Source organism: Pseudomonas pisciculturae, assembly GCF_015461805.1.
Classification (GTDB): domain Bacteria; phylum Pseudomonadota; class Gammaproteobacteria; order Pseudomonadales; family Pseudomonadaceae; genus Aquipseudomonas; species Aquipseudomonas pisciculturae.
On sequence record NZ_JACVZE010000007.1, the window covers coordinates 124133 to 143422 of the forward strand.

The window sequence follows — 19290 nt, forward strand, 5'->3', positions numbered from 1 at the left end:
GTTTTAATCAACTTTCCTACAGCTCGGGTCGGATGAAGCTTACGACCGATCTAACCTTTGGGCCACACCTACGCAGATAGCCATAATCAATTTCAGCTCCTTTTGCACCGTGCTCAAGGACACCTCCAACTGATCGGCAATCTCCTGGTAGCTGCACCCATGCAGGCGGCTGAGGATAAAGATTTGCTGCTGGCGCGCGCTCAACTGGCCCAGGCTGACGCTCAGCGCTTCAAGCATTTGCTCGGCCTGGGTCGCATCTTCGGGGGTGCTGATGGGGGCGGCAACGCTTTGCAGCACATCCAACGGGACATCTTCCTGCAACGTGCGGGCCTGGATGCGACGCGAGCGCAGGTGATCCAGCGCCAGGTTGCGGGCGGTTTGATAGACGAAGGGTTCGAGGTGATCGATGGGCCGTTCACTCAGGGCCCGGGTGACGCGCAGGTAGGTTTCCTGCAACAGGTCCTCGGCGGTGCTGTGGTTATTCACCATCCGCTGCAAGGTGCGTAGCAGAATTACCCGTTGGGTAAGAAAGACTTGATTGAAGCGTGATTGGCTCACAGTGATACCAGACCGATATGCAGTTAATGATAATGCTTATCATCAACTGAAATGGCAAGTAGCACTTTGATGTACACCGCAGATCCCTGTGGGAGCCGGGCTTGCCGGCGATGCAGGCACCTTGGTCTGTCAGTCAGACCAAGGTGATGCCATCGCAGGCAAGCCAGCTCCCACAGGGAATCTTCGCTGGCAGTTACTCGGCGTTGCACAGCGCCAGGCAGTTATCCAGCATGCGGTTCGAGAAGCCCCACTCGTTGTCGTACCAAGCCAGTACTTTCAGCAATTTGCCGCTGACCTTGGTGTGGTTGGCATCGAAGATCGACGACAACGGGTTGTGGTTGAAGTCACTGGAAACCAACGGCAGGGTGTTGTAGCCGAGGATCTTCGAGTGTTGGCTGGCGTCTTTGAGCAGCGCGTTGACCTGTTCGGCAGTGGCTTCTTTCTTCAACTGCACGGTGAGGTCGACCAGCGACACGTTGATCACCGGCACGCGCACGGCCATGCCGGTCAACTTGCCGGCCAGTTCCGGCAGCACCAGGCCTACCGCTTCAGCGGCGCCGGTCTTGCTCGGGATCATGTTCTGGGTGGCCGAACGCGCGCGGTACGGGTCGGTGTGGTAGACGTCGGTCAGGTTCTGGTCGTTGGTGTAGGCGTGGATGGTGGTCATCAGGCCGCTTTCGATGCCCAGTTCGCGATGCAGTACCTGGGCAACCGGCGCCAGGCAGTTGGTGGTGCACGAGGCGTTGGAGATGATCTGGTGGGATTGACGCAGAATGTCATGGTTCACACCGTAGACCACGGTGGCATCGGCACCTTTAGCCGGAGCGGAAATGATCACCTTGCGTGCGCCGGCGGTAATATGGGCAGCCGCCTTGTCACGGTCGGTGAACAGACCGGTGCATTCGAACACCACGTCGATCTTGTGCGCAGCCCACGGCAGGTCGGCTGGGTTGCGAATGGCACTGACGGCGATCCGGTCACCGTTGACGGTCAGGCTTTCCTGATCGTGGGCGACCTCTGCTTCGAAAGTGCCATGCACGGTGTCGTATTTGAGCAGGTGAGCATTGATCGAGCTATCGCCCAGATCGTTGATGGCGACGATCTGCAGATCCTGGCGGTAGCCTTGGGTATACAGTGCGCGCAGGACATTACGGCCAATACGGCCAAAACCATTGATTGCGATACGAAGAGTCATTGGAAAGTGCCTGTCGTCGATTTGTTGTAAGAATTACAAGATTATTCGCATAAAAATAGAAAACAAGCCTTTTTAGTGGCAATATTTTGTTCAATCTACAACGAGTGACCTGAATCAACTGGTCCGATGATTCAAACGACACCCTGCCATCCCATGCGCTGCGGGCGTTTGATCAGCATAGACACTCAGGTCGCCACATCCGTTAGCCTGGAGTTCTACACATGCATCCCCGCGTTCTTGAGGTCACCGAACGGCTTATCGCCCGTAGCCGCGCCACCCGCGAGGCTTACCTTGCGCTTATTCGCGGCGCAGCCAGCGACGGTCCGATGCGCGGCAAGCTGCAATGCGCCAACTTCGCCCACGGCGTGGCCGGTTGCGGCACTGAAGATAAAAATAGCCTGCGTATGATGAATGCCGCCAACGTGGCAATTGTTTCGTCATATAACGACATGCTCTCGGCGCACCAGCCGTACGAGCACTTCCCCGAACAAATCAAGAAAGCCCTGCGCGAAGTTGGCTCGGTCGGCCAGTTCGCCGGCGGCACCCCCGCGATGTGCGACGGCGTGACCCAAGGCGAGCCCGGCATGGAGCTGAGCTTGCTCAGCCGTGAAGTGATTGCGATGTCGACGGCGGTAGCGCTGTCCCACAACATGTTCGACGCTGCGCTGATGCTGGGTATTTGCGACAAGATCGTCCCCGGTTTGATGATGGGCGCGCTGCGCTACGGTCACTTGCCGATGATCTTCGTGCCGGGCGGCCCGATGCCGTCGGGTATCTCCAACAAGCAAAAAGCTGATGTGCGCCAGCGCTACGCCGAAGGCAAGGCCTCCCGCGAAGAGCTGCTGGAATCGGAGATGAAGTCCTACCACAGCCCTGGCACCTGCACCTTCTACGGCACCGCCAACACCAACCAATTGCTGATGGAAGTGATGGGCCTGCACCTGCCGGGCGCCTCCTTCGTCAACCCATACACGCCGCTGCGCGATGCGCTGACCCGCGAGGCTGCGCACCAGGTCACGCGCTTGACCAAGGCCAACGGCAGCTTCACACCGATTGGCGAGATCGTCGACGAGAAGTCCATCGTCAACTCCATCATCGCGCTCAACGCAACGGGTGGTTCCACCAACCACACCTTGCACATGCCGGCCATCGCCATGTCGGCGGGCATCATTTTGACGTGGGACGACATGGCCGACCTCTCCGAGGTAGTGCCGACCCTGTCCCACGTGTATCCAAACGGCAAGGCCGACATCAACCACTTCCAGGCGGCGGGCGGCATGTCGTTCCTGATCCGCGAACTGCTTGAAGCCGGCCTTCTGCATGAAGACGTCAACACCGTGGCGGGCAAGGGCCTGAGCCGCTACACCCAGGAACCGTTCCTGGTGGACGGCGAACTGATCTGGCGCGACGGCCCCATCGAAAGCCTCGACGAAACCATCCTGCGCCCGGTGGCCCGTGCGTTCTCGCCGGAAGGCGGCTTGCGCGTGATGGAAGGCAACCTCGGCCGAGGTGTGATGAAAGTCTCCGCCGTGGCCCCTGAGCACCAGATCGTCGAAGCACCGGCGGTGGTGTTCCAGGACCAACAAGACCTGGCCGATGCTTTCAAGGCCGGCCAGTTGGAAAAAGACTTCGTCGCGGTGATGCGCTTCCAGGGCCCGCGCTCCAACGGCATGCCCGAACTGCACAAGATGACCCCGTTCCTTGGCGTATTGCAGGACCGTGGTTTCAAAGTGGCGTTGGTGACAGACGGGCGTATGTCCGGCGCGTCGGGTAAGATTCCCGCCGCGATTCACGTCAACCCCGAAGCCCAGAGCGGCGGGCCACTGGCGCGGGTGCGTGATGGCGATATCATTCGCGTCGATGGCGTGAAGGGCACCCTGGAGCTTAAGGTGGACGCCGAAGAATTTGCAGCGCGCGCGCCTGCCACGGGCCTGTTGGGCAATAACGTGGGGGCCGGTCGCGAGCTGTTTGCATTTATGCGCTTGGCCGCAAGCTCCGCAGAGCAAGGCGCCAGCGCCTTTACCTCTGCCTTGGAGACGCTTAAGTGAAGCTTGCGCTGGTCGGTGATATTGGTGGAACCAACGCCCGTTTTGCGTTGTGGCGGGACCAGGAGCTGCATTCGATCCGCGTGCACGCCACGGCGGATTACCCAGGCCCTGAGGACGCCATCAAGGTGTACCTCAAGGAAGAAGGCCTGGAAATCGGTGCCATCGGCGCCGTGTGCCTCTCAGTGGCCGGGCCGGTGAGTGGCGATGAATTCAAGTTCACCAACAATCACTGGCGCCTGAGCAAGACCGCGTTTTGCAAAACCTTGCAGGTAGATGAGCTGCTGCTGGTCAATGACTTCTCGGCCATGGCCCTGGGCATGACCCGCCTCAAGCCCGACGAATTCCGTGTGGTCTGCGAAGGCACGCCGGAGCCATTGCGCCCGGCGGTGGTGATCGGCCCGGGCACCGGCCTGGGTGTCGGCACCCTGCTGGACCTGGGCGGTGGCCGCTTTGCAGCGCTGCCGGGGGAGGGCGGCCATGTCGACCTGCCCCTGAGCAGCCCGCGTGAAACCCAGCTGTGGCAGCACATCTACACCGAAATCGGCCATGTCAGCGCCGAAACCGCCTTGAGCGGTGGCGGCTTGCCGCGTCTGTACCGGGCGATTTGTGCGGTAGACGGCCACACGCCGGTGCTGGATACACCCGAAGCCATCACCGCTGCCGGCCTGGCCGGCGACCCGGTGGCCATGGAAGTCTTGGACCAGTTCAGCATCTGGCTGGGCCGGGTGGCCGGTAACAATGTGCTGACCACCGGTGGACGCGGTGGCGTGTATATCGTGGGCGGGGTGATACCGAGGTTTGCCGACTTTTTTATCGTCAGTGGTTTCGCCAAGAGCTTTCGTGACAAGGGCTGCATGAGTGACTACTTCAAGGGCATTCCGGTGTGGTTGGTGACGGCGCCGTATTCCGGGTTGACCGGGGCGGGTGTGGCGCTTGAGCAGGCTTTTGCGTAGGCATTGATGGCCCTATCGCAGGCAAGCCAGCTCCCACAGTTGATCGGGTTCACACGGTCAGCATGTGGGAGCGGGCTTGCCCGCGATGAGGCCCTCAGAAACACCCCATAACAACAAGGAGGCCCCCGTGAGCGTAATCAGTAAATCCATTCTCCTCGTCGACGACGACCAGGAAATCCGCGAATTGCTGCAAACCTACCTCAGTCGCGCCGGTTTCCAGGTGCGTGGCGTGCCGGACGGTGCGGGGTTCCGCCAGGCGATGAACGAGGCGCCGTGCGACTTGGTCATCCTCGATGTGATGCTGCCGGACGAAGACGGCTTCAGCCTCTGCCGCTGGATTCGCCAGCACCCACGCCAGGCCCAGGTGCCGATCATCATGCTCACCGCCAGCTCCGACGAGACCGATCGGGTGATCGGCCTTGAGCTGGGCGCCGACGATTACATCGGCAAACCCTTCAGCCCCCGCGAGCTGCAAGCGCGGATCAAGGCCTTGTTGCGCCGTGCCCAGTTTGGCCAGGAGCAAAAGGGCAGCAGTGACGTGCTGGTGTTCGACGAATGGCGCCTGGATATGATCAGCCACCGCCTGTTCCATGTGGATGGCGAAGAGGTGATCCTCTCCGGTGCCGATTTTGCCCTGCTCAAATTGTTTCTCGACCACCCGCAACAGATCCTCGACCGCGACACTATTGGCAACGCCACCCGTGGTCGCGACCTGATGCCGCTGGACCGTATCGTCGACATGGCCGTGAGCCGCCTGCGCCAACGCCTGCGCGATACCGAAAAACCGCCGAGGCTGATCCGCACCGTACGCGGCAGCGGTTACCAACTGGCAGCCAGTGTGGTTGCCGGCAATGCGCACTGAGCAACTGGGCGAACACCTGAGCGAGCGTCGCCGGCGCTTTCCGGTACCGCGCTCGTTGCTGGGGCGCATGTTGCTGCTTACCTTGCTCGCGGTGCTGTTCGCCCAGGCGTTGTCCAGCGTGATCTGGGTTTCGCAATTGCGCGCCACACAGCTTGAAGGCCTGGTCACCAGTGCCCGCAGCCTGGCGCACTCGATGACCGCCAGCGTGAGTTATTTCCGCTCGTTGCCGGTTGCCTATCGCCCGTTGGTCCTGGACCAATTGCGCAGCATGGGCGGTACGCGATTTGTGGTGACCCTTAATGACCGCCCGCTGGATATGCAGGTGCTGCCGGAAACACCGCGCAAACAAGCCGTGCTGGTGGCCGTGGACGAAGTGCTGCGTCAAACCCTGGGCGCCGACGTACATATCTCGGTGGAGTTCGTCAGCGCCGAAGACCTGCGCATCTTCAATGCCGGCTTGAAACTCGATGAATTGCCACGCTCCTGGGCCCACTACGCCTTGACCCTGGAACCGGTGAACCCGCCGGTGTTGGTCACCCAGATCCAACTCGCCCCCGGCGAATGGCTGTATATCGCTTCGCTATTGCCCGAGCCCTACACCAGCCTTGAGGAACAAGGCCTGCCGTCCCAGCAGGTGTGGTTTATCGTGCTGACCAGTGGCTTTCTGCTGTTGTTTATCGGCCTGTTGGTGCATTGGCAGAGCCGGCCGCTCAAGCGCTTGGCGCGGGCGGCGCGAGATATGTCCCTGGGCGCCGACGTGGAGCCTGTGGCCGAAGGCGGCGGCAGCGAAGTGGTGGAAGTGGGCCGCGCCTTTAACGCCATGCGCGAACGCATCAGCCGCTACCTCACCGAGCGTAGCCAATTATTCAGCGCGATTTCCCACGACTTGCGCACGCCCATTACCCGCCTGCGCCTGCGGGTGGAACTGCTCGAAGACGAAAACCTGCAAACCAAATTCGGCCGCGACCTGGATGAGTTGGAGTTGCTGGTCAAAGGCGCGCTGCAATGCGTGAAAGACACGGATATCCACGAGAACATCGAGCCGGTGGATCTCAACCATGTGCTCGATTGCCTGGTGGAGCCTTACCTGGCGCCCAATGGCAATGGTCGCGTGACCCAGCACGGCCGAGCCCTGACCACCTACCCTGGCAAGCCGTTGGCGCTCAAGCGTTGTATCGGCAACCTCATCGACAATGCACTGAAGTACGGGCAGAACGCCCATTTGCATATTGAGGATGATGGCGCTGAATTCATCCTGCATGTGGATGACGAAGGGCCAGGGGTACCGGAGCAGCGTTTGGAGCAGGTCTTCGAGCCGCACTTTCGGCTGGCCGGGCAGCAACAGGGCTATGGCCTGGGGTTGGGGATTGCGCGAAACATTGCCCACAGCCATGGGGGCGAGGTGAGTTTGCAGAATTTGCGCGAAGGCGGCTTGCGGGTGACGTTGCAACTGCCCCGTGGCCTGGACTGAATACACACGGAACCCATGTGGGAGCTGGCTTGCCTGCGATGGCGGTATGTCAGTACCAAATTGGCCAACTGACCCACCGCCATCGCAGGCAAGCCAGCTCCCACATTTTGATCAGCGGTGTGTCAGATGGTTTGGCGCAGTCTGGCGAGGTCTCTTAGGGGCGGCGCACCGAATAACCTGCTGTATTCCCGACTGAACTGCGACGGGCTTTCATACCCCACCCGGTACCCTGCCGCCGACGCTTCCAACCCTTCGGCAATCATCAAACGCCGGGCCTCTTGCAAGCGCAACTGCTTCTGATACTGCAACGGGCTCATGGCCGTAATCGCCTTGAAGCGGTGGTGCAGGGTCGAGACGCTCAGGTTCACTTCCTTGGCCAGGTCATCAATGCGCAGTGGTTGTTCGTAGTTGCCGTTCAGCCACTTGATCGCCTGGCTCACACGATGGCTCTGACTGTTGGCCACGGCAATTTCGTACAGCCGATAACCCTGCGGCCCGCGCAACAGGCGGTAGAGGATTTCCCTGCTGATCAACGGCGCCAGCATGGCGATGTCTTTGGGCGTATCCAGCAAACGCGCCAGACGCAGCACCGCGTCGAGCAGTGCGTGGTCGATACGGTCGACATACATGCCACGGGAAGTCGGGCGCGAGGGCACGCCCATCGGCCCGGCTTCGGCGATCAGCGCGGTGAGTTGCGCCGGGTCGATATTGATGCGCACCGACAGGTTCGGGTCCTCTGGCGTGGCCTCAATGATGCGCCCGGCCACTGGCATTGCCACCGAGAACACTAAGTAATTGAGCGGGTCATAGGCAAAGATTTCATCGGCCAGACGCACTTCCTTGCTGCCGCTGGCGAGGATGCACAAGGCCGGCTCCACCAGCACTGGCATGAAGTCACGTGGCGCATTGTGGCGGTTGAGGAACAGCGAGGTGATGGCGGTGCCGTAGGAGCCGTCCTCCCAGGTATGCCGCTGCACAATACTGGCCAGTTCGGCGCGCTGCTTTTCCATCTCGGCGTCGAGGGGAATGGACTGATGATCAGGCGACGGCATGGGGCGTCCTCTACAGGCTTTTCGATGGGCTCAGCTTAGCGGTGACTTTTCAAACAGTGTTACTTCGATTCTGCTCAATCCTTGCCTGATTCTGCGGCGTATCGTGAATTGGGCAAGCAGATCGGCCGTCATCGTCCTGAAACAAAGCGTATGGCCATGGAATAAACGCCGGGGCCCAAACGTCTTCTCTACGCTTCTCGCAGGATTGTGCAATAAGCCGGCAGGAATCGACTAACCGCGCTCGCACCGTCGCCGTTATCTTTGATCCTGTGGCAACACACCCTCACAGTGCTTGCCGAGCATCACTTCTCAACGGGAGAGTCGAACATGTCCACCCCCATTCCCGCGAGCCATATGGCCTTTATCCGCGCCCGTACCGGGTGCAGCACCGAGCTTGGTGCACGCTTGAGCAGTTTGATCGAACCCGGCCGCCAGGCTCAGGGTTGCCTGCAATTTTCGTTGCAGCATTCCCAGGTTGACCCCGATGTGTGGCTGGTCTCGGGTTTCTGGAGCAGCGAGCAGGCGATGAGCGCCTATTTCAACTCGCCGGCCTTGATGATCTTTACTGAACTGTTGAATGACATGGTCGTGCGCAGCATGGACTTCCAGACCTTCACTGACACATCCGCCGCCCATGCCTATGGCGAGTACCTGCAACTGGCAGGTTAGAATGGCCGACTTCTCATTGGCCAGGACCTGCAACATGGCACGTAAAGCATTTGCCCACCACGAAGCTGTTTCCGCCGTTGTTCCGGGGGAGGGTGGCTACAGCGCCGCCGTCGCCGTCAAGGGACTCGATGGCATGGGCGCACCGCGCTTTCACAAGATCCTTGAGGGGCAGACGTTCAAGACGGCGTCTGATGCCGATGATGCGGCTGCGTTGCAGCTTGAACGCTTGGTTGATGTGGATGAAGAGGGCCAGTTGGCCTGGGCGCCAGCCACTTTCTAAATCTCGCCGCTGATCAAAATGTGGGAGCGGGCTTGCTCGCGAATGCGCAGTGTCAGTTGAAATATTTGTGACTGACATACCGCCTTCGCGAGCAAGCCCGCTCCCACATTTTTGATCGCATTTCAGTCAGGGTCTTGTGGCGCCTGGGCGATACATCTTGAACAATGCCTCCGGCCCCAACTGGAAGTAATCCGCCGGCCCGCCCCCGCGCAGGATCGGCTCAGCCGCCGCAGTGTCGTAAATGCCATCCTTGAGCAACCACTTGGCAATGTGCACCGCCACCACCTCGCCGAGCACCAGCCAGCTCGGCACCAACGCCTTGTCAGCGCGCTGCAACTGAATGATCTGCGTCACCTTGCACTCAAACGACACCGGGCTCTCGCCCACCCGCGGCACGCTGATGATTTTCGAAGCCACCGGCGTCAGCCCGGACAGCTCGAATTCGTTTACGTCCGGCGATACCGCCGCACAACTCTGATTCATCTGCTCGGCCAACGGGCGGGTGGCGAGGTTCCACACAAACTCGCCGGTCTGTTCGATATTGTTCAGGCTGTCTTTGCGCCCGACACTGGAAAAACCAATGATCGGCGGAATGTAGTTGAACGCATTGAAAAAACTGTAGGGCGCCAGGTTCAGGCGGCCATCACTGTCGTGGGACGAGATCCAACCAATCGGCCGTGGGCCGACGATGGCGTTGAACGGGTCATGGGGCAGGCCGTGGCCGTTGGCGGGTTCGTAAAAGTGGATATCGTCAGGCATGGCCGGGGTTCCTGCGGTTGAGTTCGGTGAAGCGGCCATACTGCAAGGCATGGCAGCGAATTTCCATCAACGATATGGAATTTTCATACAGCGCCCACCTATTTTTCACAGCTCCACGTTCAGTCTGCGCCCAAATGAATGACTGCGCTTTGGAGCCCTCCACCCCATGAATAAACTTCCTCAGATCACCCTGGCGTTCTGGGTCATGAAAATCTGCGCAACCACCCTGGGCGAAACCGCCGGGGATTTGCTGTCGATGACCCTGAATGTCGGCTACGCCATGAGCTCGTTGATCTTGATCAGCGTGTTCCTGGTCACGTTGGTGACGCAGTTGTGGTCGAAAACCTACAACCCGGTGCTTTATTGGATCGTGATCCTGTCCACCAGCACCGCCGGCACCACCCTGTCGGACTTCATGGACCGCACCTTGGGCCTGGGGTACGCGACGGGGTCGATGATCCTGATTGTGCTACTGATGATAGTGTTCGCCATGTGGCATCTAAGTGGCGATTCGCTGAACGTCAACAAAGTGCAGACCTCCCGGGGCGAGCTGTTTTACTGGACGGCGATCCTGTTCTCCAACACGTTGGGTACTGCGCTGGGCGACTTCCTGGCGGATGATTCGGGGCTCGGGTTCGCCGGTGGCGCTTTACTGATTGGCTCGACCATTGCCGCCGTGGTGGCGCTCAAGTACTTCACCCGGATCTCGTCGGTGCTGTTGTTCTGGGTGGCGTTTGTGTTGACCCGGCCGTTTGGCGCGACCTTGGGGGACTTCCTCACCAAGCCTCATGACAAGGGTGGGCTGGACTTCGGCACCATTGGCTCGTCGGCGGTGTTGGCGGCGGTGCTAGTGGTGATGATTGCGGGGGCGTCGTATGCGCAGCGGCGGTATGGACGGCGTGAGGTAGCAGAGCTGTCCTGAACCTATTTATCAGACTATACAAAGCAAATGTGGGAGGGGCGGTGCGACGATTCGACTTGCCCCCGATGGCGGTGGATCAGTTGACTAATTGGCCAGCTGGCACACTGCTATCGGGGGCAAGTCGAATCGTCGCACCGCCCCTCCCACATTGACCCCATTTCAAATTGCTTATTGCATCAGGACTGTTAGTCGGTGGTAATCCGCGAATGCTTGCGGGTGTCCTTCATGGTCACATACACCACCAGCGACACCGCGATACATGCGGTCACATACCAGTAATAACCGGTCTCCATGCCGATGCTCTTGAACCACAGCGCAATATATTCAGCCGTACCGCCGAAGATCGACACGGTCAGCGCATACGGCAGGCCCACGCCCAGCGCACGGATTTCGGTCGGGAACAGCTCAGCCTTCACCACCGCGTTGATCGAGGTATAGCCGCTGACGATGATCAGCGCCGCCATGATCAGGAAGAACGCACCCCACCAGCTCTGGATGGTATGCAAGGTAGTGAGGATCGGCACGGTGAACAGGGTGCCGAGGATACCGAAGGCGATCAGGATTGGCCGACGGCCCACCTTGTCCGACAGCCCGCCGATGATCGGTTGCAGGCACATGAACAGAAACAGTGTCGCCGCCGAAATGGTGGTGGAGTCGGAAATGCTCATGCCGACGGTATTCACCAGGTATTTCTGCATGTAGGTGGTGTAGGTATAGAAAGCCAGGGTGCCGCCCATGGTCAGGCCGACCACGGTCAGCAGCTCCTTGGGGTGGCGCATCAAGGTGCGCATGGCGCTTTCCTTGGCCTTTTCTTTCTTGGTGAATGACTCGGTTTCTTCCATGCCACGACGCAGGTACAGCGCGACCACTGCGCACAGCGCGCCAATGGCGAACGGGATACGCCAGCCCCAAGCGTACAGTTGCTCGGTGGTCAGCACCTGTTGCAGCACGATCAGCACTGCCAAGGCGATGAGCTGGCCGGAGATCAGGGTCACATATTGGAAGCTGGAGTAGAAACCGCGACGCTCTTTGGTCGCCATTTCACTGAGGTAGGTGGCGGAGGTGCCGTATTCGCCGCCGACCGAAAGGCCCTGTAGCAGGCGGGCAAACACCAGCAGGATCGGCGCACCGATACCGATCATTTCATAGCCCGGGCTCAAGGCGATCAACAGCGAGCCAAAGCACATCAGGTAGACCGAAGCCATCAGGGCTTTTTTACGCCCGACCTTGTCGGCGTACAGGCCCATCAGCCAGCCACCGATGGGGCGCATCAGGAAACCCACGGCGAAGATCGCGGCGGTGTTGAGCAGTTGTGCGGTGGTGTCGCCTTTGGGGAAGAACGCTTTGGCGAAGTACAGCGAGAAAGCGGCGTAGACGTACCAGTCGTACCACTCGACCATGTTGCCGACCGAGCCACTGAAAATCGATTTGATGCGGCTGGAGGTGGTGCGCTCTTTTGCCGGCACGGCAGCCGACCCCAGAGGCAGGGAGTTGGAGTTATCCATTGAAGGAACCTTCATTTAGTTGTTTTTATGGAGCGTGCCGGGGCACAGCCTGATTGGGGCTATAGCAGGAGCTGTGCCAGGTGGGTGAAGGCCCGGTCTAGAAGGGTTGTAGGATTTTTATAGGCGGAATGTTGCTGATGATTTAGAGGGTGGTGAGCGGAAATCCGCTTATGGCAGCCGGCCTCATCGGGGGCAAGCCCCCTCCCACACTTGACCCCATTCCACATTTGGAACTCGGTCGAATGTGGGAGGGGGCTTGCCCCCGATGAGGCCTGTGAGGCCATACAAAGACTGGCCTAGAGAAACATCTCCCGCACCAACCCATGCCGCTGCATCTTCTCATTCAAGGTACGCCGTGGCAGTTGCAGCTCTGCCAGCACCGCCTTGATATCGCCCTTGTGCCGGGTCAGCGCCGCTTTGAGGCAATGCGCCTCGAACGCTTCCTGCTGCGCGGCCAACGATTGCCCAGCCTCAATACCTTCCGGCTCCGGCTCGCCCAATCCCAGCACCTGACGTTCGGCGACGTTGGCCAACTCGCGCACGTTGCCCGGCCAGTCGTGACTGAGCAGGCGCCCCAGTTGCGCACCGCTCAAGGGCTCAACGTTGCGGCCCAGACGTTCGCCCGCGCTCTGGGCGAAATGGTCGAACAGCAGTGGGATATCTTCGCGGCGCTCGCGCAAAGGCGGCAGGCGTAGTTGCGCGACGTTGAGTCGATAAGCCAGGTCTTCGCGAAAGCGTCCGGCGCGGGCTTCTTCCAGCAGGTCCGGTTTGGTTGCGGCAATGATGCGCAGATCCACGTGAATGCTTTGATTGGAGCCCAGCCGTTCGAGTTTCTGCTCCTGCAACACCCTCAGCAGTTTGACTTGCTGGGCCAGGGGCATGCTTTCGATTTCATCGAGGAACAGCGTGCCGCCGTGGGCGTATTCCAGCTTGCCGATGCGCTTGCCCTGGGCGCCGGTGAACGCGCCGCTTTCATGGCCGAACAACTCGGCCTCAAACAGTTGCTCGGGGATCGCCGCGCAGTTGAGCGCCACGAACGGCTTCTTCGCCCGTGGGCCAAAGTCGTGCAGGCAGCGGGCGACCAGTTCCTTGCCGCTGCCGGTTTCGCCACGGATCAGCACGTTGACCGGCAGGCTCGCCAGGTCCAACACCTGGCGACGCAGGTTTTGCAGGCCTCGGGAGACGCCGAGCAGGCTCGATTCCAACTGGGCTTTATGGTCGGCATGTTGGTGCAGGCGGCGGTTTTCCAGGATCAGCCCGCGCTTGTCCAGGGCCCGCCTTAGGCTGTTGAGCAGGGCGTCGGGGCTGAAGGGTTTTTCCAGGAAGTCGTAGGCGCCATCGCGCATGGCTTCGACCGCCATCGGCACATCGCCGTGACCGGTGAGTAGGATCACCGGCAAATCCCCATCGCGCCGTTGCACTTCGGCGAGCAACTCCAGGCCGCTGAGGCCGGGCATGCGCACGTCGCTCAGGATCACGCCGGGGAAGTCCCTGGGCAATTGCGCCAGGCATTCCTCGGCGCGGCTGAACAGCTGCACTTCAAAGCCCGACAGGCTCAGCCATTGCTCCACGGCCGTGCGAATACTGGCTTCGTCATCGACCACAATCACCGCGTTTAACATAGGTCGGGCGTCTCCAGCGCGATGGGCAACGTGAGGGTAAACACCGCGCCGTCGCCACGGTTGCCGGCGATCAGACGCCCGCCCAGTTCATGCACGATAGCGTAGGACACCGCCAGCCCAAGGCCAAGCCCGTCGCCCACGGGTTTGGTGGTGAAGAACGGGTCGAACACGCTGTTGAGGTGCTCTTCGGCAATTCCGCCGCCGCTGTCGCTGACGGTCAGTTGCCACAGCTGCTGGTCGGCATGCAGGCGGATTTCCAGGCGTTTGCGCGGCTTGTCGGCCATGGCGTCGAGGGCATTGCGCAGCAGGTTGATCAGCACTTGTTCCAGGCGGATCGCGTCGCCGCGCACCCAGGCTGGGTGGGTGAGATCGAGCACCACGCCGATGGCTTCATCCCGCAGGCGTGCATCGAGTAAATGCAAGGATTGGTCGACCACCAACGCCAAGTCCAGCCGTTCGCGCAGGCCGCTGGGGCTTTTACGCGCGAAGGTCTTGAGGTGGCCGGTGAGCGCGGCCATGCGCGTGAGCATTTCGTCCAGCGGGGTGAGGGCTTTGTAGGCATCGTCCACTCGGCCGTGGTCCAGCAGCAGGCGCAACGTCGCCAGTTGCATACGTTGGGCGGTCAGCGGCTGATTGATTTCATGGGCGAGGGCGGCAGACATCTGCCCCAGCGCTGCCAGCTTGGCCGATTGCACCAGGCCATCCTGGGCGGTACGCAGGGCTTGGGTGCGTTCTTCCACCAGTTGCTCAAGCTCTTCGCGGCTGCGCTGACGCAAGCGGGCCAGGCGCCAGCGTTGGGTCAGGAATAACACCAGGAACACCAGCGCCAACCACGAGCCGGCGGCGGCGAGCCCGGCGTTGCGTTGGTCCTCAAAGGCGAACTGCGGTTTGCGCAGCAGGTGCAGGGTCCAGCCTTCGGCTTTGAGCGGCAGCGATTCCCAGATGTAATTGGCGTTGCCGTCGGGGCCGTTGACGCGCATCAGGTGGCTGTTGTCGTCGAAGCGTTGCAGCGTTTGGGTCTCCAGCGGTTGCAGTTGTTTCTTGTCGTACTGGCGGGTGGCCTTGAGCTCGGCCAGGTCGGTGTCTGACAGCGGCCGCAGGTTGCGGTAGCGCCAGCCCGGCTGATTGGCGATAAATACGATGCCACGCGCGTCGCTGACCAGCAGCAGGTCGTTGCCTTGGGCCCATTCGCGTTCAAGCTCAGGGAATTCCAGCTTGACCACCATGGCGCCGAGGAACTGCTCGTGTTCATCAAGCACCGCGCTGGAGAGGAAATAACCCGGAACCCCAGTGGTTACACCCACCGCGTAGAACCGCCCGGTGCCTTGGCTGCGGGTCTGGCTGAAATACGGCCGGAACGCATAGTTGTGGCCCACATAACTGCTGGGCAGGCTCCAGTTACTGGCCGCCACGGCGAGGCCGGTGTGGTCCATCAGTTCCAGCGTTGAAGATTGTGCGGCGCCGTTGATGCGCTCCAGTTTGCGATTGAGCACATCCTGGGTGGTGGCATCCAACGGGCCCTTTAATGCGCTGATCATTTCCGAGTCCAGCGCGAGCACGGCGGGCAGGGCGCGGTAGCGTTCGATCAGGGTGTGCAGGGAATTGGCGTACAGCGCGAGCTGCTGATTGGCACGGGCGGCGTCGTCTACCAGGGCTTGGCGTTCGGCGTGGCGGGTGGCCAAGGCTGCGGCCAGCAGTGCGCCGGCGATGATCAGCAAGGAATAGAAGGTCAGGCGCAGGGGGCGGGGGATCACGATCATACGGTGATGAACAGGCGCAGTAAGGGGAGTGCACCATACCATTGTGGGAGGGGGGTTGCTCCCTCCCACATTGGTTGTTGTTGCCTTTTACTGCACTTCTACCGCCAGGCTTTCACTGATCTTTTTCTGCCAGATGGCAGGGCCAGTGATGTGTACCGACTCGCCCTTGCTGTCGACTGCAACAGTCACAGGCATGTCTTTGACGTCGAACTCGTAGATCGCTTCCATGCCCAGCTCGGCGAATGCGACAACGCGAGACTTCTTGATGGCTTGCGCCACCAGGTAAGCAGCACCGCCGACAGCCATCAGGTACACGGCCTTGTGGTCCTTGATCGCTTCGATCGCAGTTGGGCCGCGCTCGGATTTGCCGATCATGCCCAGCAGGCCGGTTTGCTCCAGGATCTGACGGGTGAACTTGTCCATCCGCGTGGCGGTGGTCGGGCCAGCAGGGCCAACCACTTCTTCGCGTACCGGATCAACCGGGCCGACGTAGTAGATAAAGCGACCCTTGAGGTCTACCGGCAGGGTTTCGCCCTTGTTCAGCATCTCGACCATGCGCTTGTGCGCGGCGTCGCGACCGGTGAGCATCTTGCCGTTGAGCAACACGGTTTCGCCCGGCTGCCAGCTCTGCACTTCTTCCGGGGTCAGGGTGTCGAGGTTGACGCGACGGGCCGATGGGCCGGCTTCCCAGACGATTTCCGGGTAGGCGTCCAACGGTGGCGCTTCCAGCGAGGCCGGGCCCGAGCCGTCGAGCACAAAGTGTGCGTGACGGGTGGCGGCGCAGTTGGGGATCATGCACACCGGCAAGGAGGCTGCGTGGGTTGGGTAGTCCATGATCTTCACGTCGAGCACGGTGGTCAGGCCACCCAGGCCCTGGGCGCCGATGCCCAGTTGGTTGACCTTCTCGAACAGCTCCAGGCGCATCTCTTCGATACGGTTCTGCGGGCCGCGCTTTTTCAGCTCGTGAATGTCGATGGACTCCATCAACACTTCCTTGGCCATCACCGCGGCTTTCTCGGCGGTGCCGCCGATGCCGATGCCCAGCATGCCCGGTGGGCACCAGCCGGCGCCCATGGTCGGAACGGTCTTCAGAACCCAGTCAACGATCGAGTCGGACGGGTTGAGCATGGCCATTTTCGACTTGTTCTCGGAACCGCCGCCCTTGGCCGCCACGTCCACTTCCACGGTGTTACCCGGGACGATGGAGTAGTGGATGACCGCAGGGGTGTTGTCCTTGGTGTTTTTACGCGCGCCTGCCGGGTCGGCCAGGATGGATGCACGCAGGACGTTTTCCGGCAGGTTGTAGGCGCGACGCACGCCTTCGTTGATCATGTCGTCCAGGCCCATGGTGGCGCCATCCCAACGTACGTCCATGCCTACGCGCACGAACACGGTGACGATACCGGTGTCCTGGCAGATCGGGCGGTGGCCGGTGGCGCACATGCGCGAGTTGATCAGGATCTGGGCGATGGAGTCACGGGCCGCTGGCGATTCTTCGCGCAGGTAGGCTTCGTGCATGGCCTGGATGAAATCAACGGGGTGGTAGTAGGAAATGAATTGCAGGGCGTCGGCAACGCTCTGAATCAGGTCGTCTTGCTTGATCACGGTCATGAGTCGCGCTCCTCTATAAGGGAACATTCAATAAAGGTGGCTTCAGTTGGGTGCATCGGTCGGCTGAAACCACCTTTCCAAGGCACGCCATTGATGCAGGCGCGACGCTAAAAAGGCGCGGCAGTATAACCCGACGCGGTGGCCGATACACCCGACTATGGTCAAACTGTCGCAGGCATGATTCCCTGTGCCCATCCCCGGTGATTGAGACCTTTATATGCCTGAACTGCACGTCGGCGAACACCATTGGTCGGTCGCCACCGGCAGCAACCTGCTGGATGCGCTGAACCTGGCGGGTGTGGCCGTGCCCTACAGTTGCCGTGCCGGCAGTTGTCATGCGTGCCTGGTGCGGTGCCAGGGTGACCTTGAGGACAAGCAGCCCGATGCCTTGAGCCCCGCGCAGCGCCAGGAGGGCTGGAGGCTGGCATGCCAGTGCCAAGTCAGCGGGGATGTGCGGGTCGAGACCTTTGACCCGACGCGTGACGGTCTGGCGGCGCAAGTGGTGGGGCTCGATTGGTTGAGTCCGACGGTGCTGCGCCTGCGCCTGCAACCGGAACGTGGTCTGCGTTACCGCGCCGGTCAGCACCTGGTGTTGTGGGCAGACAAAGTGGCGCGGCCGTATTCGCTGGCGAGCTTGCCCCAGGAAGATCCGTTTCTGGAGTTTCACCTCGATTGCCGGCTGCCCGGCGAATTCAGCGATCGTGCTCGGCAGTTGCAGGTTGGCGACCGTTTGCGCCTGGGTGAACTGCGTGGTGGCGCGTTGCAATATGACCCGGACTGGCAAGCCCGACCGCTTTGGTTATTGGCGTCCGGTACTGGGCTTGGTCCTCTTTGGGGGGTATTGCGCGAGGCTTTGCGCCAGAATCATCAGGGCGACATTCGTGTGATTCACCTGGCCCATGATGCGGGCGGGCATTATCTGGCCGAACCCCTGACGCAGTTGGCTGCGCAGCATTCAAACGTATCGGTGGAGCTGTGGACAGCGGCGGACGCGGCCCAGGCATTGGCACAACTGCGGCTTGTTTCGCGGCAAACGCTGGCCTTACTCTGCGGACACCCCGCCCACGTCGAGGCCTTTTCCAAGCGCCTGTTCCTGGCGGGACTGCCGCGCAATCAACTGCTGGCCGATGTGTTCCTGCCCCGTGGTTGAGCGCTGAATTCCACAGTCGCGAGATTCGCCATGACCGATGCCATTTTGCAGCACCGCGACGGCGGGCTGCTGACCTTGCAGCTCAACCGCCCGGACAAGAAAAACGCCCTGACCCGTGCCATGTACAACCACCTGGCTGAGGCGCTTGAGCTGGCTGATGCCGATTCAGGTGTGACTGCGGTGCTGATCCACGGCAGCGCTGATTGCTTCACGGCTGGCAACGACATTGGCGACTTTCTTGAGCAACCGCCCAGTGACCTCGACAGCCCGCCCTTTCACTTTATGAAGAGCCTGCTCAACTGCCGAAAACCGGTGATTGCCGCTGTGGCGGGAGCCGCGGTAGGCATCGGCACGACGCTGCTGCTGCATTGCGATTTGGTCTATGTCAGCCGCGATGCGCGTTTGCGGATGCCGTTCGTCAACCTGGGGCTGTGTCCTGAATTTGGTTCTAGCCTGATTTTGCCGCGCTTGCTGGGGCATGCGAAGGCGGCTGAACTGTTGCTGTTGGGCGAAGGCTTTACCGGCGAGCAGGCGGCGGCTTGGGGCATTGCCACCGAGGCGTTGGGCAGCGGTGAAGCGGCGTTGGCCAAGGCGCGGGAAGTGGCTGGGCGTTTTGAAGCGTTGGCGCCGGGGGCGGTGCAGGTGACCAAGCAACTGATGAAGAACGTGGATCGTGAGCAATTGCGGCAGGTGATTGAGGAAGAGGGGGCGCTGTTTACCCAGCGGTTGAGGTCGCCGGAGGCGGTGGCGGCGTTGTCTGCTTTTATCACTCGGCGGTGAAGGTGTGGTGGCAGGTCGGCCCTCATCGGGGGCAAGCCCCCTCCCACATTTTGAGGGCGCCGCCAATTAAAGGTGGGAGGGGGCTTGCCCCCG

At 60.9% G+C, this 19290-nt stretch carries 17 protein-coding genes; 9 read left to right on the plus strand and 8 right to left on the minus strand.

The features are described 5' to 3' along the window. Positions 1-39: 39 nt before the first annotated feature. Together ICY20_RS19615 and gap are read right to left on the minus strand one after the other, a co-directional pair. Positions 40-558, minus strand: coding sequence for an RNA polymerase sigma factor (locus tag ICY20_RS19615; protein ID WP_159955440.1), 519 nt, complete (start codon positions 556-558; stop codon positions 40-42). 193 nt (positions 559-751) lie between these two features. Then, positions 752-1753: a type I glyceraldehyde-3-phosphate dehydrogenase gene (gene gap, locus ICY20_RS19620; protein WP_016975496.1), complete on the minus strand. Its 1002-nt coding sequence runs from the start codon at positions 1751-1753 to the stop codon at positions 752-754. A gap of 221 nt (positions 1754-1974) precedes the next feature. Here gap and edd point away from each other — a divergent pair, with 221 nt between their 5' ends. From edd to ICY20_RS19640, 4 genes are all read left to right on the plus strand, one after another. Next, positions 1975-3801: a phosphogluconate dehydratase gene (edd, locus tag ICY20_RS19625; RefSeq protein ID WP_159955442.1), complete on the plus strand. Its 1827-nt coding sequence runs from the start codon at positions 1975-1977 to the stop codon at positions 3799-3801. Next, the gene (locus ICY20_RS19630) at positions 3798-4754 is read left to right on the plus strand and encodes a glucokinase (RefSeq protein WP_194938392.1); all 957 of its coding nucleotides are present in this window, start codon (positions 3798-3800) and stop codon (positions 4752-4754) included. The genes edd and ICY20_RS19630 overlap by 4 nt, the downstream gene beginning before the upstream one ends. A gap of 85 nt (positions 4755-4839) precedes the next feature. Beyond that, positions 4840-5616 (plus strand): response regulator, encoded by a 777-nt coding sequence (locus tag ICY20_RS19635; protein WP_228758503.1) that lies wholly within the window; start codon positions 4840-4842, stop codon positions 5614-5616. After that, positions 5606-7087 carry an ATP-binding protein gene (locus tag ICY20_RS19640; protein WP_194938393.1) on the plus strand — a complete coding sequence of 494 codons (1482 nt, stop codon included), beginning with the start codon at positions 5606-5608 and terminating at the stop codon, positions 7085-7087. The genes ICY20_RS19635 and ICY20_RS19640 overlap by 11 nt, the downstream gene beginning before the upstream one ends. A gap of 122 nt (positions 7088-7209) precedes the next feature. On the opposite strand, the gene ICY20_RS19645 is transcribed toward ICY20_RS19640, so the two are convergent. Further along, positions 7210-8139, minus strand: coding sequence for an AraC family transcriptional regulator (locus tag ICY20_RS19645; protein WP_194938394.1), 930 nt, complete (start codon positions 8137-8139; stop codon positions 7210-7212). A gap of 327 nt (positions 8140-8466) precedes the next feature. On the opposite strand from ICY20_RS19645, the gene ICY20_RS19650 reads away from it, so the two are divergent. Both ICY20_RS19650 and ICY20_RS19655 read left to right on the plus strand, forming a co-directional pair. Then, positions 8467-8808 carry an antibiotic biosynthesis monooxygenase family protein gene (locus tag ICY20_RS19650; RefSeq protein ID WP_122772563.1) on the plus strand — a complete coding sequence of 114 codons (342 nt, stop codon included), beginning with the start codon at positions 8467-8469 and terminating at the stop codon, positions 8806-8808. A gap of 34 nt (positions 8809-8842) precedes the next feature. Continuing rightward, on the plus strand, positions 8843-9088 hold the full coding sequence (locus tag ICY20_RS19655) for a hypothetical protein (protein ID WP_159955450.1): 246 nt from the start codon (positions 8843-8845) through the stop codon (positions 9086-9088). A 126-nt stretch (positions 9089-9214) separates the two neighbouring features. On the opposite strand, the gene ICY20_RS19660 is transcribed toward ICY20_RS19655, so the two are convergent. Continuing rightward, positions 9215-9847 (minus strand): flavin reductase family protein, encoded by a 633-nt coding sequence (locus ICY20_RS19660; protein ID WP_159955452.1) that lies wholly within the window; start codon positions 9845-9847, stop codon positions 9215-9217. Positions 9848-10013: 166 nt separating this feature from the next. Between ICY20_RS19660 and ICY20_RS19665 the strand changes: the two genes are divergently transcribed. Next, a complete protein-coding gene (locus ICY20_RS19665) occupies positions 10014-10769 on the plus strand; it encodes a COG4705 family protein (protein ID WP_194938395.1) in 756 nt (251 codons plus the stop codon). 185 nt (positions 10770-10954) lie between these two features. On the opposite strand, the gene ICY20_RS19670 is transcribed toward ICY20_RS19665, so the two are convergent. From ICY20_RS19670 to ICY20_RS19685, 4 genes are all read right to left on the minus strand, one after another. Then, positions 10955-12274 (minus strand): MFS transporter, encoded by a 1320-nt coding sequence (locus tag ICY20_RS19670; protein WP_159955456.1) that lies wholly within the window; start codon positions 12272-12274, stop codon positions 10955-10957. Positions 12275-12570: 296 nt separating this feature from the next. Continuing rightward, the gene (locus ICY20_RS19675; protein ID WP_159955458.1) at positions 12571-13896 is read right to left on the minus strand and encodes a sigma-54-dependent transcriptional regulator; all 1326 of its coding nucleotides are present in this window, start codon (positions 13894-13896) and stop codon (positions 12571-12573) included. Further along, complete coding sequence (locus ICY20_RS19680) at positions 13890-15656, minus strand: sensor histidine kinase (protein WP_194938396.1); 1767 nt, start codon at positions 15654-15656, stop codon at positions 13890-13892. The genes ICY20_RS19675 and ICY20_RS19680 overlap by 7 nt, the downstream gene beginning before the upstream one ends. 87 nt (positions 15657-15743) lie before the next feature. Continuing rightward, positions 15744-17267: a fumarate hydratase gene (locus ICY20_RS19685; protein ID WP_016971118.1), complete on the minus strand. Its 1524-nt coding sequence runs from the start codon at positions 17265-17267 to the stop codon at positions 15744-15746. A gap of 217 nt (positions 17268-17484) precedes the next feature. On the opposite strand from ICY20_RS19685, the gene ICY20_RS19690 reads away from it, so the two are divergent. Continuing rightward, the gene (locus tag ICY20_RS19690) at positions 17485-18417 is read left to right on the plus strand and encodes an iron-sulfur-binding ferredoxin reductase (RefSeq protein ID WP_194938397.1); all 933 of its coding nucleotides are present in this window, start codon (positions 17485-17487) and stop codon (positions 18415-18417) included. A 30-nt stretch (positions 18418-18447) separates the two neighbouring features. Beyond that, entirely contained in the window at positions 18448-19197 is a 750-nt protein-coding gene (locus ICY20_RS19695; RefSeq protein ID WP_194938398.1) for an enoyl-CoA hydratase-related protein, read from the plus strand. The last annotated feature ends 93 nt before the right edge of the window (positions 19198-19290 follow it).

Coding starts and splice junctions, on each gene's coding strand:
- gap (WP_016975496.1), bottom strand. CDS start 1,753: ATGACTCTTCGTATCGCAATCAATGGTTTTGGCCGTATTGGCCGTAAT.
- edd (WP_159955442.1), top strand. CDS start 1,975: ATGCATCCCCGCGTTCTTGAGGTCACCGAACGGCTTATCGCCCGTAGC.
- ICY20_RS19635 (WP_228758503.1), top strand. CDS start 4,840: ATGAGGCCCTCAGAAACACCCCATAACAACAAGGAGGCCCCCGTGAGC.
- ICY20_RS19640 (WP_194938393.1), top strand. CDS start 5,606: ATGCGCACTGAGCAACTGGGCGAACACCTGAGCGAGCGTCGCCGGCGC.
- ICY20_RS19645 (WP_194938394.1), bottom strand. CDS start 8,139: ATGCCGTCGCCTGATCATCAGTCCATTCCCCTCGACGCCGAGATGGAA.
- ICY20_RS19650 (WP_122772563.1), top strand. CDS start 8,467: ATGTCCACCCCCATTCCCGCGAGCCATATGGCCTTTATCCGCGCCCGT.
- ICY20_RS19655 (WP_159955450.1), top strand. CDS start 8,843: ATGGCACGTAAAGCATTTGCCCACCACGAAGCTGTTTCCGCCGTTGTT.
- ICY20_RS19660 (WP_159955452.1), bottom strand. CDS start 9,847: ATGCCTGACGATATCCACTTTTACGAACCCGCCAACGGCCACGGCCTG.
- ICY20_RS19665 (WP_194938395.1), top strand. CDS start 10,014: ATGAATAAACTTCCTCAGATCACCCTGGCGTTCTGGGTCATGAAAATC.
- ICY20_RS19670 (WP_159955456.1), bottom strand. CDS start 12,274: ATGGATAACTCCAACTCCCTGCCTCTGGGGTCGGCTGCCGTGCCGGCA.
- ICY20_RS19675 (WP_159955458.1), bottom strand. CDS start 13,896: ATGTTAAACGCGGTGATTGTGGTCGATGACGAAGCCAGTATTCGCACG.
- ICY20_RS19680 (WP_194938396.1), bottom strand. CDS start 15,656: ATGATCGTGATCCCCCGCCCCCTGCGCCTGACCTTCTATTCCTTGCTG.
- ICY20_RS19685 (WP_016971118.1), bottom strand. CDS start 17,267: ATGACCGTGATCAAGCAAGACGACCTGATTCAGAGCGTTGCCGACGCC.
- ICY20_RS19690 (WP_194938397.1), top strand. CDS start 17,485: ATGCCTGAACTGCACGTCGGCGAACACCATTGGTCGGTCGCCACCGGC.
- ICY20_RS19695 (WP_194938398.1), top strand. CDS start 18,448: ATGACCGATGCCATTTTGCAGCACCGCGACGGCGGGCTGCTGACCTTG.